Below are 14,751 nucleotides of genomic sequence, written 5' to 3' on the forward strand. Positions count from 1 at the left end.
TTCCAACAATGAAAAAATCATCAGCACAAATGATGAGTCGTTATTATGGCTTTTATTACTTTAGATAGCACGTCCAATTCTCGATGCGGACGTGCTCAAGCGTCCGCATCTAGGTAATAAAGCCATCTTTGTGTTGGCCGACTAGATGTAACACCTAGTCGGTAATCGATGGCAACCATGATGGAATTTTTTCTTTCTCACTGTGAGCAATCAGCCGACTAGGTCTTTACCTAGCCGGCTTTTTTATTTCAATCAGAAAGGAAGAATCATATGACAAGAATTGATGGACACACCTACTTAATTGGCTTGATGGCCTACCCCATCCGCCATTCTATGTCACCAACCATGCATAACACCGCCTTCGAGGCTTTGAACCTAAACTTTGTTTACCTGGCTTTTGATGTACCAGAGGAAAAACTCAAGGATGGTGTCGCTGCTATCCGCACCCTCGAGATGCGGGGGTCTAACGTTTCAATGCCCAATAAACAGGCGATCATCCCCTACTTAGACAAGCTCGATATCTCAGCTGAGCTAAACCAGGCCGTCAACACTGTGGTCAACGATCACGGAATCTTAACCGGTTACACCACCGACGGCGTTGGCTTCGTCACTGATTTAAAGAAAAAAGGCCATGAAGTCGCCGGAAAAAAGATGGTCTTGATTGGTGCCGGTGGTGCTGGAACCCCGATTGCGACCCAGTCGGCCCTCGATGGCCTCAGTGAAATCAGAATCTTTAACCGTCACGACGGGCGGTTCGGCCACGCACAAGAAACCGTCGACATCATCAATCAAAAAACGAATTGTCAGGCAAGCATAACAGACCTGGCTGATCAAGGCGCTTTGCAAGAAGCCCTCGCTTGGGCCGACATCTTTTGTGATGCGACCGGCGTTGGCATGGAGCCATTGGAAGACCAAAGCCTCGTCACAGACCCGACCTGGTTCAAAAAAGACTTGGTCGTTTACGACACAGTTTATGCCCCAAGAGAAACCAAGCTCATGACCATCGCCAAGAATGCCGGCGTTGCCCATGTTTACAATGGCTTGGGTATGATGATTGAACAAGGCGCTGCCGCTTTTCGACTTTGGACCGGCCAAAACATGCCAATCGACCTCGTCCAAACAGCAATTGAGCAAAAGGACCAACAATGAAAACACTTACTTGTCACAATACCATCATCGGCGAAAACGACCAAAGTGCCATCGCCCTCCCAATCGTCGCAACCAACCTAGCCGATTTGAAAGAGCAACTGCCAGCGATCAGGGAAAGCCAGCCTGATTTAGTTGAATGGCGAATTGACCACCTTGACCATACCCCAGAGTTAAAGGACCTCAAAGATATTCGAGCTGCTTTAACGGTTGGTTTAGGTGATCTGCCCATTATCGCTACCTTTCGAACACAGGGCGAAGGTGGCGCCATGCCCCTTGAAGAAGCAGATTACGGCGACCTTTTAGCCAACCTAGCTCAAAGTGATTTTGATCTCATCGATGTCGAGGTTGACCACGACCTAAATTTGGTTGAGAAAGCCATCCAGGCTAGCCACGATCGCAATCAACTGGTTATCGCCAGCTACCATAACTTCCAATCAACCCCAACCACGACCTTTCTACAAAAGCAATTTGAAAAAATGGCTAATTTGAAGGCAGACATGGCCAAGATTGCCGTTATGCCCAAAACCAAGGCCGATGTTTTCCGTCTCTTAACTGCTAGCCAAACCGCCCAGGAAAGTTTGACGATTCCAATCATCACCATGGCCATGGGGTACCTTGGAAAAATCAGTCGCATCGCGGGTCAACTCAGCGGGTCGGCAATTACTTTCGCTAGCCTGGACGAAACAGCAGAGTCAGCGCCCGGCCAACTAACCATCGCTCAAATCCGGCAAATCTTTCAACTACTCTAAGGAGAAATCATTATGCAAACTTCCCGCTTTCGTCTCAAATCCGGGCTTTTCACCAATTACTTAGTTCATGGCTTTGGCATGATTATTCTGACCCAAAATCTGGTCACCCTGGCTCAGCACTGGCAAGCCACTTTACCGGTGGCCTCCTTTATCCTTTCTGGAATAGGGATAGGTCGCCTGCTTGCTTACTTGATTATGGGCTTTATTTCCGACCGCTTTGGCCGCAAGACAACCCTCTTAATTGGGATGATTACTTACCTAATTTTCTTCGTGGCTACGCCACTGAACCAATCACTTGCCTTAGCTTACAGCCTCGCCATCTTGGCCGGTGTGGCCAACTCAGCCCTCGACTCAGCAACTTACCCGCTTTTAACTGAAATTAACCAAAATGGCACTAGTAATAGCGTCTTCTTGAAGGCTTTCATTTCAATTGGCGAATTTATCTTGCCAATGCTTGTGCTCTTCTTAACCGAGCAAAAACTGTGGTTCGGCCTTTCATTTTTGGTTCCAGCAGGCATTTTGCTGGTGAACCTTGTCAATATTTTGACGATCAATGTTCAGGCTGCCAAGAAAACAGCCGCTGTTACAGAAACATCCGGTCTCCAGCTCGGCTTTGCTAAGAAATCAGCCTTGACCGCTGGGCTCTTCATCTATGGTTACACATCGATGGCCGTCATGATTTGGTTTACCCAATGGATTACCATTTTCGCTAAGAAAATTAATTTTACGGCTGCCATGGCGCACTTCCTCCTTTCCCTGTACAGCCTAGGCTCCATCAGTGGCGTCATCATTGTCGTGATATTACTACAGCGTTTAACCATTAAAAAAGAACTGTTCCTAACACTAAACGCTATCTCATTCCTGTCCATCACCACCATTACCTTGAGCACCAACGAAACGCTTTCAGCCGTCGCAGCTTTTCTCTTTGGTTTGAGCGCGGCGGGTGGCTTGATGCAAATCGCCTTAAACACCCTCTTGTCCATCTACCCAAAGCACAAGGGCATGTTAACCGGTCTCTTCTTTATTTTTGGTTCCTTGGCCTCCTTCTCAGTGCCAATCATGACTGGCCTGATTGTTAAAAACCAACATTTGAATTTGATGGCCGGCGACATTCTCGTGGCCCTGGTCGGTTTGGTCGTCGCCTTGATGATGTACTGGGTCCTCCCCAAAGAAAAACCAGCTATCACCTCTTTGGCTGATGCAAGGGCAGAAATTAATCGTATCGACACGCAAATCATTGACCTCCTCGAACAGCGCTTTGCGGCTGTCGATGACGTCCATCAATTTAAGCAATCCGGGCAAATTGCCATTAAAGATCTCGACCGTGAGCGGCAAGTCCTCGCTCACGTTGCCAGAAAAACTAAAAATAAAAAATTAGTCACTTACAATCAAGATATCATCCAAACAATCATGGATAATTCACGCAAGTACCAAGCTTCACTCAAATAAAAAAGGTCAATTTGACAAAAAACGTGACGATGATAGCCGTTATCATTGAAAACCATTTCAACCATAGGATAGAAAAGGAAAAAACATTATGCTGACTTACTTAACTGCTGGTGAATCACACGGACCGGAACTTTCAGGAATCCTCACGGGCATCCCCGCTGGTCTCCACCTTGATATTGATGAAATTAATGCCGCCTTGGCAGCCCGTCAGGGTGGTTACGGCCGGGGCAACCGGCAAAAGATCGAACACGATCAAATCATTATCACTGGTGGCGTTCGCCACGGCCTAACACTTGGTTCCCCAATTGCCTTAACGGTTAAAAACCGTGACCACAAGCAATGGTCCGAAATCATGAATCCCACCTCAACTGAGACACCAGAAAATACTTTGCGTGCAGTTAGTCGGCCCCGCCCTGGCCATGCTGATTTAGTTGGCGGCATGAAATACGGTCATCGTGACATGCGCAATGTGTTAGAACGGTCCTCCGCCCGCGAAACAGCGATGCGGGTCGCTATTGGTAATATCTGCAAGCAGGTCTTACAAGCCCTCGACATCAAATTGGTTGGCTACGTTGAAGCCATTGGAGGCATCCATGCCGAAGGCAGCCAACCCACAGACGTTGATCAAATCGAACGGTTGATTACCCAAAACGACTTGCGCCTCACTGAAGAGACCCAGGTGACAGCAATTCACGATTTAATTGATGCAGCTAAGCGTAATGGCGACACTTTGGGTGGGGTGATTCGTGTAGTTGCTGAAAACGTCCCTGCCGGCTTAGGTTCCTACGTTTCCTGGGATACAAAATTAGATGCCAAGCTGGCGGCGGCGGTCATGGGTGTCAATGCGATGAAAGGCGTTGAAATTGGCGACGGTTTTGAAAACGCTGAACACCGTGGCAGCCAGGTCATGGATGAGATTGATTGGCAAGAGGGTCATGGATTTTCCCGTAATTCAGACCACCTGGGTGGCTTTGAAGGCGGGATGACCAACGGCATGCCAATCATTGTTAAGGCAGCCATGAAGCCCATCCCAACTCTTTACAAGCCATTACAAAGTGCCGACATCAATAGCAAGGAAGTTAAAAAGGCTACAGTGGAACGCTCCGATACCACTGCGATTGTGCCCGCTTCAATTGTGATTGAAAGTGTGATTGCCATTGAATTGGCTAAGGCGATTACCGATACTTTTGACGGTAGCAACCTCACCCGCTTACAAAAGCAAATTGCGGACTACCGTCTCGAACTCAAGAATTTCTAAGGATAAACCATGGCAGAACAAGATCGAACAAAATTAACAGGACGCATCACTGTTCCTGGTGACAAGAGTATCTCCCACCGCAGCATTATTTTTGCGGCAATTAGCACGGGCGTCACAACGATTGATAATTTTTTGAAATCAGCTGACTGCCTCTCCACGATGCAGGCTTTCAAGGACTTGGGGGTCAAAATTGATGAACAAAAAAGCCAAGTACTGGTCAAAGGTGTTGGCTTAAAGGGACTGACACAAAGCAGCCAACCCCTTGACATGGGGAATTCCGGTACGTCAACGCGGTTAATCACTGGTCTTTTGGCCGGCCAAGATTTTGCTTCCACATTGGTCGGGGATGCCTCACTTTCCAAAAGACCAATGGCCCGGGTCACCGACCCACTCAGTCAAATGGGAGCTAATTTTACCAGCACTGAAAACCACCTACCATTAATGGTCTTCGGTCGCCCCCTCCACGGGTTTAATTACCGCCTGCCGGTTGCCAGTGCCCAGGTCAAAAGTGCCATCATCCTCGCTGCTCTGCAGGCAACGGGCGAGACCGTCATCGAGGAACCAACGGCCTCCAGAGACCATACTGAACGAATGCTAGCGACCTTTAGCCCAGCCAGTATTGACCGGCATGGTCACCAAATTATCATTCACCCTGGCCATCCTCTGACCGCCCAACACGTCACCGTTCCCGGTGACATTTCTTCCGCCGCCTTCTGGTTGGTTGCGGGTGCAATTGTGCCCGGCTCTGCTATCACGATTGAAAATGTTGGTATTAATCAAACGCGCACCGGCATCCTTTCAGTTCTAAAGAAAATGGGTGCACAACTAACCATTCAAGAACGGACTCAGGCAAACAATGAAACCGAACCTGCTGCCGATATTACCGTCACCGCCTCAAAACTACAGCCCTTTACAATCGGTGCTGAAGAAATTCCCGCTCTTGTTGATGAAGTCCCCCTATTAGCCCTCTTAGCTGCTCGAGCGGATGGCATCAGTCGCATAACTGGCGCAGAAGAATTACGCTTTAAGGAGTCTGATCGGCTAGCCGTCGTTGCAGAAGAATTTCGTAAGCTTGGCATTGCCATTGAGGAATTACCCGATGGTTTCGTGATTGACGGGCGGCAAAATTGGCAGTTACACAGTACGGATTTGGATAGCCACCATGACCACCGCATTGCAATGACCCTGAAAATCGCCTCTCTCCTCCTTTCTAAGCCAGTGACAATTCGTGACTTTGATGCCGTCAATATTTCTTACCCCAGCTTTCTAGCTGACTTACAACGATTAAGGAGTTGATTAAATTGAAATCCGTCTTTATCAACGGGTTAGGGTTAATTGGGGCCACGATGGCCAGAATCATCAAAGCCGCTAGCCCGACCACAACCATAACTGCTTTTGATTCTAAACAAGAGAATGTGACCACAATGGTAGCTGCTGGGGTTGTCGACCAAACCGTTGACTTTGCAACGGGAGCCAGCCAGGCTGATTTAATCATTCTTGCCACCCCCGTTTCTGGTATCTGTGAAAGCCTCCACCAGTTAGCTCAGCTGGACTTAAAGTCAGGTGTTCTCGTGACCGACGTTGGTAGTAGCAAGGAAACTATTCTAAGGGCCGCTGAACCCTTAATGGACCGCGGTGTCCAATTCCTAGGTGGCCACCCGATGGCCGGATCCCACCTAACGGGAAGCCAAAATAGCCGGCTGGACCTTTTGGCCAACCACAGTTTTTTCTTAGTGAATGGCAATGCCAGTCCCACGACTATCAAGGCCTATCAAGCACTCTTGGTTCCAGCTCAGTTGCACTTTAGTGCTTTAACTGCTGAGCAGCACGATCAACTAGTCTCAGCTACCAGTCACTTGCCCCACATGGTTGCCTTTGCACTAACCAACACAATCATTCCGGAGGTGGACGACATGGCTATCGATCCTGGTATTCCCTCCGGCGGTCTGCTTGATACCACACGAATTGCCAAGGCAGACCCTGACATGTGGACCGCTATTTTTACGAGCGAGCGGGCTGATTTATTAGCACAGATCGATCAATTTCAAAAGCAACTAACCCGGTTACGAACCGCCATCTCGGTTGATGACCAGGACAGTATTCATGACCAACTCCAGGCCGCCAACACGGCTCGACGACGATTGGAGGACAAGCGATGAGAATTACCTTAATAGGTTTTATGGGTTCCGGTAAAACTACTGTTGCCAAAGAGCTTAGCCACCAGTTGAACCTACCGCAAAATGATCTTGATACCCTCATTGAACAGACTGCGGGCCTAACTATCCCCGCCTACTTTGAACAATTTGGTGAGGCTCGCTTTCGTCAGCTCGAGCAGAGTGTCTTAACCGAGGCACTGAGCCTAGAAGGCATCCTGTCAACTGGTGGCGGCACCCCCGTTCAAGTCAGCAACCAAGGCCTACTGAAAAATCAGCCTGGCCCCGTCATTTTCTTGGATGCCAGTGACCAGACCATTGCTAGTCGGCTCTTGGCCGATGGGGTTACTAGTCGGCCACTCTTTCAGCAACTGGGGATGGACGGTCTGCTAGCGCTCAAGCAGACTCGCCAGCCAGTGTACGAAAAAATTGCCAGTGAAATTATTACCGTTGATGGCAAACAACCGGCTGATATCGCAAAAGAAATTATTCATTCAATCAACGTTAACATTTAGGAGGATTGACGATGGCTACCATTCATACTCTAGGACCAAAAACAACCGACAGCTATCAAGCCGCCAAGCACCTGCAAGATGAGGATCCTGACTATCGAGCTCTCACAATCACCCTGCATGAAAACTTTGAGAACGTCTACCAGCACCTGACTGATTTTATCGGTGATTATTTTTTGGTGCCAACTGCCTACCAATCAGACAATGGCGACAGTTGGACCAGAAATAACTACCGCTATCTCGATCATCTCACGATTCAAACGACCTTTTTCTTACCAACCATGCCGATGTTATTAACGGAAAACCAAACAATCAAGAATAAAAAAGCCATCCTCCATCCAGCAACAGCGGAGTTAATTCAGCAATACATGGTTGATAGCCACCAAAATCTAACCATCGACTTCGTCCCCAGCAAGCCCCTGGCACAAAAGGCCTTCGAGAAAGGCCACTATCAATACGCCATTTTCAGTCAGCAATCCTTCCTCCCCCACGATTCATTGACCATCATCAAGGAATACCACCCCGAGATGGTCTGGTGTCTTTATCAAATCAAATAAAAATCAGCATTCGCTCATAAAAAAAACCGGCTAAAAAGTCGGTTTTTTGATGATTTTATTTGGCAGCAGAATGTTTGCTTTGGGTCTGATTTTTGAAATAAAAATAAGCCAACCAGCAAAGCATAAAGACGGTAAAGTATACCAGCATCTCCCAGGTACCCGTCACAAAATTGCTCATTGAGCGAGCATCACGTTCGGTCTCAATCCGAATTCCGAGTGCCGTTTCTGTCACCCCGCTCTGGGAAATATTAAACATGGCGACAAAGAAATCTATCAACAGCAGTCCCATAAAAATGAGTCCGCCCTTTGTCACCGGCCATAAATATTTTTGCATTCTAATCACCTCATTGCTATTAAATTTGGCTTTCGCTTGCCACCATTATAAGCAATTCAGTTTGCAAAATTTATTCCCATTTGGCATAAATACCCGGGTTTCAGTAGTGTAAAATTAAGGGTTTATTGCAATTCTTATTAACAATCAATTCCGTTCACTATTTAGTTCATTAGGGCTTTTTTCAGCTACCAAGGCAAAAAAATCTTGGAAAAGCTTCTCCTGCTTTTCATGGTCAGACCAGAAAGTTTCCGGATGCCACTGAACGCCGTAAACGGCCAAATCAGGATTTTCAATCGCCTCAATGACCCCATCCTTGGCCCGTGCCGTGACCTTGAAACCATCGGCAATCTTTTTCACTGCTTGATGGTGCTTGGAGTTCACGAACGGGTGCGCTCCCTGAGACTTGGCCAGGAAGCTTTTCTCTTCCACATTGACGAAATGGGTTGGAAAAGCCGAATCGGGCACCTGTTCGTGACGAATCGCTTCCTGTTCATATTGTGAAGGCAAATCCTGATATAGCGTGCCACCAAAGGCCACATTAATAATTTGAATACCACGGCAAATTCCCAAAACGGGTTTGTTCTGCCGCACGCTTTCTTCAATGACTGCTTTTTCAAAGTCATCGCGTGGCACATAAGTTACGCCAATTTGTTGGTGTGGGTCTTCACCGTAAAGATGTGGTGAAACATCCGGTCCACCTGGAATAATAATGGCATCCACCATGCGCACCATCTCTGCTACCATTGCTGACTTAACAATTGGTAAAATCACTGGCACCACGTCATTTTTAACCAAAACATCTACTAGACTCTTTTGAACGTAGTTAGCTAGCTTCAATCGACTTGGGGCCGTTTGCTGCATATTCGCATCTGCTGTAATACCAATTTTCATTAATTCGTCCTCTTTTCAACTATAATAAGCAATCTTGATTATAGACCAGTTGAGAAAAAAAGGAAAATATTGATAAAAAATTAGTAGCTAATAAAAAGACGACCTCTCGGTCGTCTTTATTGATTGAAAATTATTTTGAATCACTTTGTTCTGCCTCATCGCTAATATCGCGACGGCCAAAGGCTGTATCCGCTTGTTCTTCAACAACAACCCGACGTTTCCCACTGCGGACAATGTAAACGATAATGGCTGCAAGAATCAACGAAAAGATCCAGTGGTGGAGAAAGAAACCAATGATTAACAAAAAGCCAATCAAAATTAAAAAGTATGAAAATACAGATAAAGTGAAGCGGAATAATGAAACAACTCCCCACACTACTAAAATTAAACCAAATAATAAGAACACGTTTTATACCTCATTCAATATCATGATTGTAACTCTAGTGTAACTCAAATAGATTAAGTGAGAATATAATCCGCTTTTAGCGCTCTTGCCCAACCAAATAATCCTGGTAGGTTTGCCGGTTTTGCTTGACGCATTTTTTCAACAATTTTTCAAAGTAGTCAGCCGGACTAGCCCCTATAACCGGATTTTCCCGACGGCTTAAAGTCGTCTGAACAAAATCACCATCATCAAAATCTAAAAAGTTAGCAGCAATGGTCTTAGTCTCCTCAGTCTCAGCTACGACTTCATAGTATTCAATTTCATCAAAGTTTTCAATGAAATAAAGGTTGCCGTCGGCATCAGCATGGCCCAAGTCATAAAACAAATACTCTGTCTTAACATCAATAAAGAGACCATCACCGAGATTTAAGGCATTTTCATCTTGGAATTGCTGCTTGAGATAATCATGGGCCTCTTTTGGCGTATGAACGTCAAAATCAAAGTCATGGTCACTCTGCTGGTTTTGGTCGACCAAAACCTGATTAACTCCATGCCGAAACATTGCACCAACAATACGACGGCGGCGAGCTAAATGGTATGCCCGCACAATTGCAGTCAAAAACAGCAAGGCGACAATCGTCATTGAAAACAAGAAAAACATTCTGATTCTCCCAAACAATTAAAAATCAGGACACTAAACAACCTGATGTTCAATCGAACCTAATAAATTTGTACCATTTCTTTGCAAGAAAAATTGGTAACTGACCCCATTAGTTTAACTCTCTCGTCGCTTTTTTGTCTATCATTCTGATGACAATTTAGCGAACTTATCTTTACTGACAGAAATCAAACGGCTCATCCACAAACAAGTTCATCCACTAAGCTGACTGGATCTCACTTTGTCGGAAACTAATTTCGAAATAGCGGGCTGAGGTTTACTACGCTAAAATCTCCTCAAAGAAATTAATCTTCTTTGTCATTCATATCCCATTTTCAACCTGAACAAATCCAATACCAGCTAGCTGTTTCGATTCTTAGCACCGAATTGGCAACTATCGTAATCGTAGCTGAATCCCTTTAAATTTATTAAAAGAATCACCTCGAACATTGAAAAATACGTCGTTTTACTTACAATGAAGGAAGACAGTTACTTGTACCTGTTATCCAAAGAACGGAGAGAATTAATGAAAACAGAAGTTATTATCGCTAATACTGCTAAAGGTTTTGAAAAAAATTTAAATACAGCCATCAGCAATCTGACAGACCAAGGTTATGAAATCGTGTCAATTTCACCATGGTCACTCAGCTATCGCGCTATTATTTTATACCAATAATCTAATTTTTTCGGAAAGGAAGAGCGCCTAATGTACAAGAAAAACAAAGAAAACGAAGACCAACAACCCCGAGACACGCTCTACACGCGTCCTTGGTTCATTATGATTGGCATCATTGCGGTCCTCAGTATGGTCGGGGTCGGCTATATTGCCTTGCTTGGGTGAACGATTACTAATACCAAATCAGTATTGGCTTAGGTCCACTTTCACAACATCAAATAAAAAATAAACCCCACCGTGATTGAACAGTGGGGTTTTATAAATGGTAACAATTTGTTATCCGGAAAAATTTGTTAACTGACACCAATGTTAGAATTCAAATTAGGACATTACTGATTAGTAAACTAGTTCATTAATGCTTAGTCGCAATCCCTAGTTAGCATAACGACCATTAATAAACGTTAGTTGATTGCTATGATTATTGGAACCATAAGCTTTAACCAGAGCAATCACAAAGTCAACAAAAGGCCAAATTCCAAAGGTAATCCATGAACCAACAAGTAGCTTGAGCAAACCTAAGCCGATTTGTCCGCGAATAAAGCGATCAACACCAAAGGTACCAACCAAAAAATTGCAAACCCAAACAAAAACATGCTTATTCACGTTGTTAATCCTTGCATTGCCATCATATATTGTATCCATATATATATTTCTCCTTATCTTTTAAATAATCTTATTGATAATATTTAAATACAATTTTATCATTTATTTTACTTTGTTTACATACAAAATGTTGTTTTGAAGACATTTTTTCCAAAAATCAGACGAAAACCCTGACAAAAAATAAGAAAAACCTCTGAATGTCGATAACATTCAGGGGTTTCAGTCAAGTTGAGTCACAATTAATTATTTTCTAAATTTTTAGCAGATTGACCATCTTTTAGCAAGAAAAAGGCTAGAACAGCAGCGACTGTTAAAATCAATGCCGAAACCAACATCACGCTGTTCATTCCTGCGTAAAAGGCTTTTGAGGCAGCATGCTGAAGACTTTTCACCATTGTCATTGGTGCCTGAATATCCTGTGACATAATGCTATGACTCGAAAAGGGTCCTTCTGCTAATAACTGATCTTTGATCTTTTCAATGCCTGGTAAATGGGTATCAAAAAAATGAAAGAAAGTCTGCAGATGAGTATCATATGTCCTACTTTGAGACAGCCCTAAGATCACGACTCCAAAGGATGTTCCTAACTGCATAAAGACATTGACTAGGCCTGATACCATTCCAATTTCAGCCGGTTTTGCATCTGCCAAGGCTGCATTATTCAACAACGGATTGACGAGTCCATTTGATACTCCGAGCAAAATTAGTGGCAAAATTAGTTCCTGATAAGACAGCTGGGTTGTCATGGCATTAGCGAAGAGTAATAGACCGACAGCGCCCACTAATAAGTTAACCGCAATTGTGCGGCGGTTTGAAAACTTATTGGTTAAATAACCGGCAACTGGCCCTAAAATCAAACTCCAAATGGTCATTGGTACCTGACGTAACCCAGTTTCAAAGGCTGCGTAAGACAGCGCATTTTCCATCATCGAAGTAATAAAAATTTGCATCGCATAAACGCCAGATCCCAAGGCAAAGGCAACAATAATCGAACCAACAAAATTTTTATTTCTGAACAAGGATAAATCCATCATTGGTTTTTCGATTCTCGATTCAACACCGATAAATGCCACTAACAGTAGAATTGCTGTAATTAACCAGAATGCGATTTGAGGATTAAACCATGATAATTGCGCATGATTTTCCTTTTGAATTAATCCATAAATCGCAGAAAAAATGGCTGCCGAAGATAAAAGCATCCCCCAGAAATCAATTTTCTGACCTTCACCATACTTTGGCGTTTCTTTTGTTGTGAAATAAACTAAAAATCCTGCCAATATTCCAATTGGAATGTTTACATAAAAGATTGATGGCCAGCCAAATGACTCTGATAAAATACCACCAATCAAAGGACCAGAAACAGTTGAAATTCCCATCACTGAACCTAAAATACCTAGGGCAACTCCCCGTTCTTTTCCATCAAACAAAGAGGCGACTAGTGCCAGCGCTAAACTCATTAAGCCGGCGCCACCGAATGCTTGAATGACCCGACCAATATTTAAAATCAGCAACGACGGTGCTAAACCGTTGATGGTTGAAGCTAAAACGAAAATCAGCATGCTAATTAAATAGATTCGTTTACGGCCATACATATCACCCAATTTTGCCACAATCAAGATGACCACCGCATACGAAATTGTATAGGCACTAATCACCCATTGAACATTGCTAAAGTTGGTCTTAAAGCCCTCAGCTATAATTGGCAAAGCAACATTCACAATTGTTACGTCTAACAAACTCATAAAGACGCCCAAGGATAGTGCAAATAATGCCCACCATTTCCTTGGACTACTTTTTTCTGAATTACTCATTTCTAATTCCTTTCCGAATACAAGTAACAGTAATCAGAACGGCCATTAATAGTGATGATTTGTTGAATAGATCTTATTAGTAGAGCAGCCCAACTACTCCACTTCGTATTCACGTAATCACTCGAAAATAAATTTTTGCGGCCTGTTTACTTTCGTATCGCTTTAACAAATGAATTCGACAGCTAATTTCTTTCAAGAAAAGAATCAACCGAACAAGTTTCACCTCTTAGTTGCTTTTATCAAAATGAAAGCAAAAAAAAAGATGATTTCTGAATGTGCCTTTAGAGTTCTCTAAAGACATCCCATTCAACAAATCATACATAAGCTAAAGCCTTTTTCTGATTACGTCAATAAATAAGATTTATCGACTAGATTCATAGTGTAACCAATAAATTATCATTTAGCAAGTTTTTTAAATTTATTTCATTGAAAATACGAAAACTGAATGATTCACTGAACTTGTTATCATGTCCACTCAAGCAACCACTACTGCAAAAATCTCTTTTGTTTTTCAACTATTTAGCTCATCCTTTGGATTAACAGTAAAATTTGATAATTAGATATCCCCTGAAAATTCATGCAACTTTCAAAGCCCAGATCATCCCGATATATTTTTTATTAAATATAGCCATCCAATGATTAGCTTATTGACCCCACTCCTAAAGTGCGTAATAATTTGTTTAATTTAAGGTTATGCTATTTAGAAAATGTTAGGGAGAAAGTTATGTTTACTTATCGAATCGATCAGGAAGATAGTCTGGCCCTGCCGACCCCTGAAAAAGATGCAGTACCACTATTTAATTTATTAACCGCCAGTCAAAAAGAAATTGAGCCTTGGCTCCCCTGGATTCAGAATATGAAATCTCCTCAGGATGAACAAATCTTCTTGGAAAGTACTATGAAACGCTTTGTCGAAAAAGCTTCACTCAATCTGGTCATTCTTTATCACGGTGAAATTGCTGGTATGATCAGTTTCAACCGTTTTAGCTGGCTCAATCAGAATACTGAAATTGGCTATTGGCTCGGCACTAATTTTTCCGGAAAAGGCATTATGCAAAAAGCAATTCAAGGGATGTGTGCAATTGGCTTTGAAGATTATGATTTGCATAAAATGACCATTCATGCGGCAGTAGATAACACTCGTAGTAATAACACCGCCAAACGTGCTGGCTTCACCCTCGATGGCACGTTACGTCAACAAGAACGATTATCCGATGGTTACCACGATGAGAACGTTTGGTCACTAACAAAATCAGAATGGAAAACTCAGCTAGAGGTAAACAATCGTCACCAATAGTTTCTAATCCCTAATAAATTTTAACAGTCAGTTGAATTCAGTTTTAACGGAATTAGAAAAAGGCAATGACAAAATTATTGAAACGCAGTACACAACAGTTGTACTATTCTTTTCCGCTGGAATCTTTTATCAATAGTCGACTAATGGGCATAAAGGCAAAAACTACGCTGGTAAATTCAAAATAAGGACTTTGCTACAGGAAAAATTATCTCTTGAACCGCTAAGACAATTCGTCGATACTTTTATTATAAAAGTATTTAGAATTACTC

17 protein-coding genes are annotated in these 14,751 nt (G+C 43.4%); 11 read left to right on the forward strand and 6 right to left on the reverse strand.

Annotated features, from left to right (window positions below; all coding sequences use genetic code 11):
• The first annotated feature begins 270 nt into the window (after positions 1 to 270).
• From aroE to ACSYSH_RS03385, 8 genes are all read left to right on the forward strand, one after another.
• Positions 271 to 1,149, forward strand: coding sequence for a shikimate dehydrogenase (aroE, locus tag ACSYSH_RS03350; protein ID WP_491702383.1), 879 nt, complete (start codon positions 271 to 273; stop codon positions 1,147 to 1,149).
• Positions 1,146 to 1,898 (forward strand): type I 3-dehydroquinate dehydratase, encoded by a 753-nt coding sequence (gene aroD / locus ACSYSH_RS03355; protein ID WP_491702382.1) that lies wholly within the window; start codon positions 1,146 to 1,148, stop codon positions 1,896 to 1,898. The genes aroE and aroD overlap by 4 nt, the downstream gene beginning before the upstream one ends.
• 12 nt (positions 1,899 to 1,910) lie before the next feature.
• Positions 1,911 to 3,347, forward strand: a complete 1,437-nt coding sequence (locus ACSYSH_RS03360) for an MFS transporter (RefSeq protein WP_491702381.1) — start codon at positions 1,911 to 1,913, stop codon at positions 3,345 to 3,347.
• Between the two features lie 88 nt (positions 3,348 to 3,435).
• Positions 3,436 to 4,605, forward strand: coding sequence for a chorismate synthase (aroC, locus tag ACSYSH_RS03365; protein WP_491702380.1), 1,170 nt, complete (start codon positions 3,436 to 3,438; stop codon positions 4,603 to 4,605).
• Positions 4,606 to 4,614: 9 nt separating this feature from the next.
• Positions 4,615 to 5,901 (forward strand): 3-phosphoshikimate 1-carboxyvinyltransferase, encoded by a 1,287-nt coding sequence (gene aroA, locus ACSYSH_RS03370; protein WP_252773562.1) that lies wholly within the window; start codon positions 4,615 to 4,617, stop codon positions 5,899 to 5,901.
• 5 nt (positions 5,902 to 5,906) lie between these two features.
• On the forward strand, positions 5,907 to 6,764 hold the full coding sequence (locus ACSYSH_RS03375) for a prephenate dehydrogenase (protein WP_491706138.1): 858 nt from the start codon (positions 5,907 to 5,909) through the stop codon (positions 6,762 to 6,764).
• Positions 6,761 to 7,273: a shikimate kinase gene (locus ACSYSH_RS03380; RefSeq protein ID WP_252773560.1), complete on the forward strand. Its 513-nt coding sequence runs from the start codon at positions 6,761 to 6,763 to the stop codon at positions 7,271 to 7,273. Before ACSYSH_RS03375 ends, ACSYSH_RS03380 begins: the two co-directional genes overlap by 4 nt.
• An 11-nt stretch (positions 7,274 to 7,284) precedes the next feature.
• Positions 7,285 to 7,827, forward strand: coding sequence for a hypothetical protein (locus tag ACSYSH_RS03385; RefSeq protein ID WP_491702378.1), 543 nt, complete (start codon positions 7,285 to 7,287; stop codon positions 7,825 to 7,827).
• A 55-nt stretch (positions 7,828 to 7,882) separates the two neighbouring features.
• Here ACSYSH_RS03385 and ACSYSH_RS03390 read toward each other — a convergent pair whose 3' ends face one another.
• The 4 genes from ACSYSH_RS03390 to ACSYSH_RS03405 form a co-directional block, all read right to left on the reverse strand.
• Entirely contained in the window at positions 7,883 to 8,161 is a 279-nt protein-coding gene (locus ACSYSH_RS03390) for a hypothetical protein (protein WP_252773558.1), read from the reverse strand.
• 144 nt (positions 8,162 to 8,305) lie between these two features.
• On the reverse strand, positions 8,306 to 9,052 hold the full coding sequence (locus tag ACSYSH_RS03395) for a gamma-glutamyl-gamma-aminobutyrate hydrolase family protein (RefSeq protein ID WP_489815954.1): 747 nt from the start codon (positions 9,050 to 9,052) through the stop codon (positions 8,306 to 8,308).
• Positions 9,053 to 9,182: 130 nt separating this feature from the next.
• The gene (locus ACSYSH_RS03400; RefSeq protein ID WP_491702377.1) at positions 9,183 to 9,458 is read right to left on the reverse strand and encodes a hypothetical protein; all 276 of its coding nucleotides are present in this window, start codon (positions 9,456 to 9,458) and stop codon (positions 9,183 to 9,185) included.
• 76 nt (positions 9,459 to 9,534) lie between these two features.
• Positions 9,535 to 10,098, reverse strand: coding sequence for a hypothetical protein (locus tag ACSYSH_RS03405; RefSeq protein ID WP_489815956.1), 564 nt, complete (start codon positions 10,096 to 10,098; stop codon positions 9,535 to 9,537).
• A gap of 523 nt (positions 10,099 to 10,621) precedes the next feature.
• Between ACSYSH_RS03405 and ACSYSH_RS03410 the strand changes: the two genes are divergently transcribed.
• Positions 10,622 to 10,771 (forward strand): hypothetical protein, encoded by a 150-nt coding sequence (locus tag ACSYSH_RS03410; RefSeq protein ID WP_252773554.1) that lies wholly within the window; start codon positions 10,622 to 10,624, stop codon positions 10,769 to 10,771.
• A gap of 30 nt (positions 10,772 to 10,801) precedes the next feature.
• The gene (locus ACSYSH_RS03415; protein WP_491702376.1) at positions 10,802 to 10,936 is read left to right on the forward strand and encodes a hypothetical protein; all 135 of its coding nucleotides are present in this window, start codon (positions 10,802 to 10,804) and stop codon (positions 10,934 to 10,936) included.
• A gap of 207 nt (positions 10,937 to 11,143) precedes the next feature.
• On the opposite strand, the gene ACSYSH_RS03420 is transcribed toward ACSYSH_RS03415, so the two are convergent.
• Both ACSYSH_RS03420 and ACSYSH_RS03425 read right to left on the reverse strand, forming a co-directional pair.
• On the reverse strand, positions 11,144 to 11,413 hold the full coding sequence (locus tag ACSYSH_RS03420; protein WP_252773553.1) for an NINE protein: 270 nt from the start codon (positions 11,411 to 11,413) through the stop codon (positions 11,144 to 11,146).
• 200 nt (positions 11,414 to 11,613) lie between these two features.
• A complete protein-coding gene (locus tag ACSYSH_RS03425; RefSeq protein WP_491702375.1) occupies positions 11,614 to 13,185 on the reverse strand; it encodes an MFS transporter in 1,572 nt (523 codons plus the stop codon).
• 724 nt (positions 13,186 to 13,909) lie between these two features.
• On the opposite strand from ACSYSH_RS03425, the gene ACSYSH_RS03430 reads away from it, so the two are divergent.
• A complete protein-coding gene (locus ACSYSH_RS03430; protein ID WP_491702374.1) occupies positions 13,910 to 14,482 on the forward strand; it encodes a GNAT family N-acetyltransferase in 573 nt (190 codons plus the stop codon).
• Positions 14,483 to 14,751 lie beyond the last annotated feature (269 nt).

This window comes from Fructobacillus sp. ESL1117, from assembly GCF_058508565.1.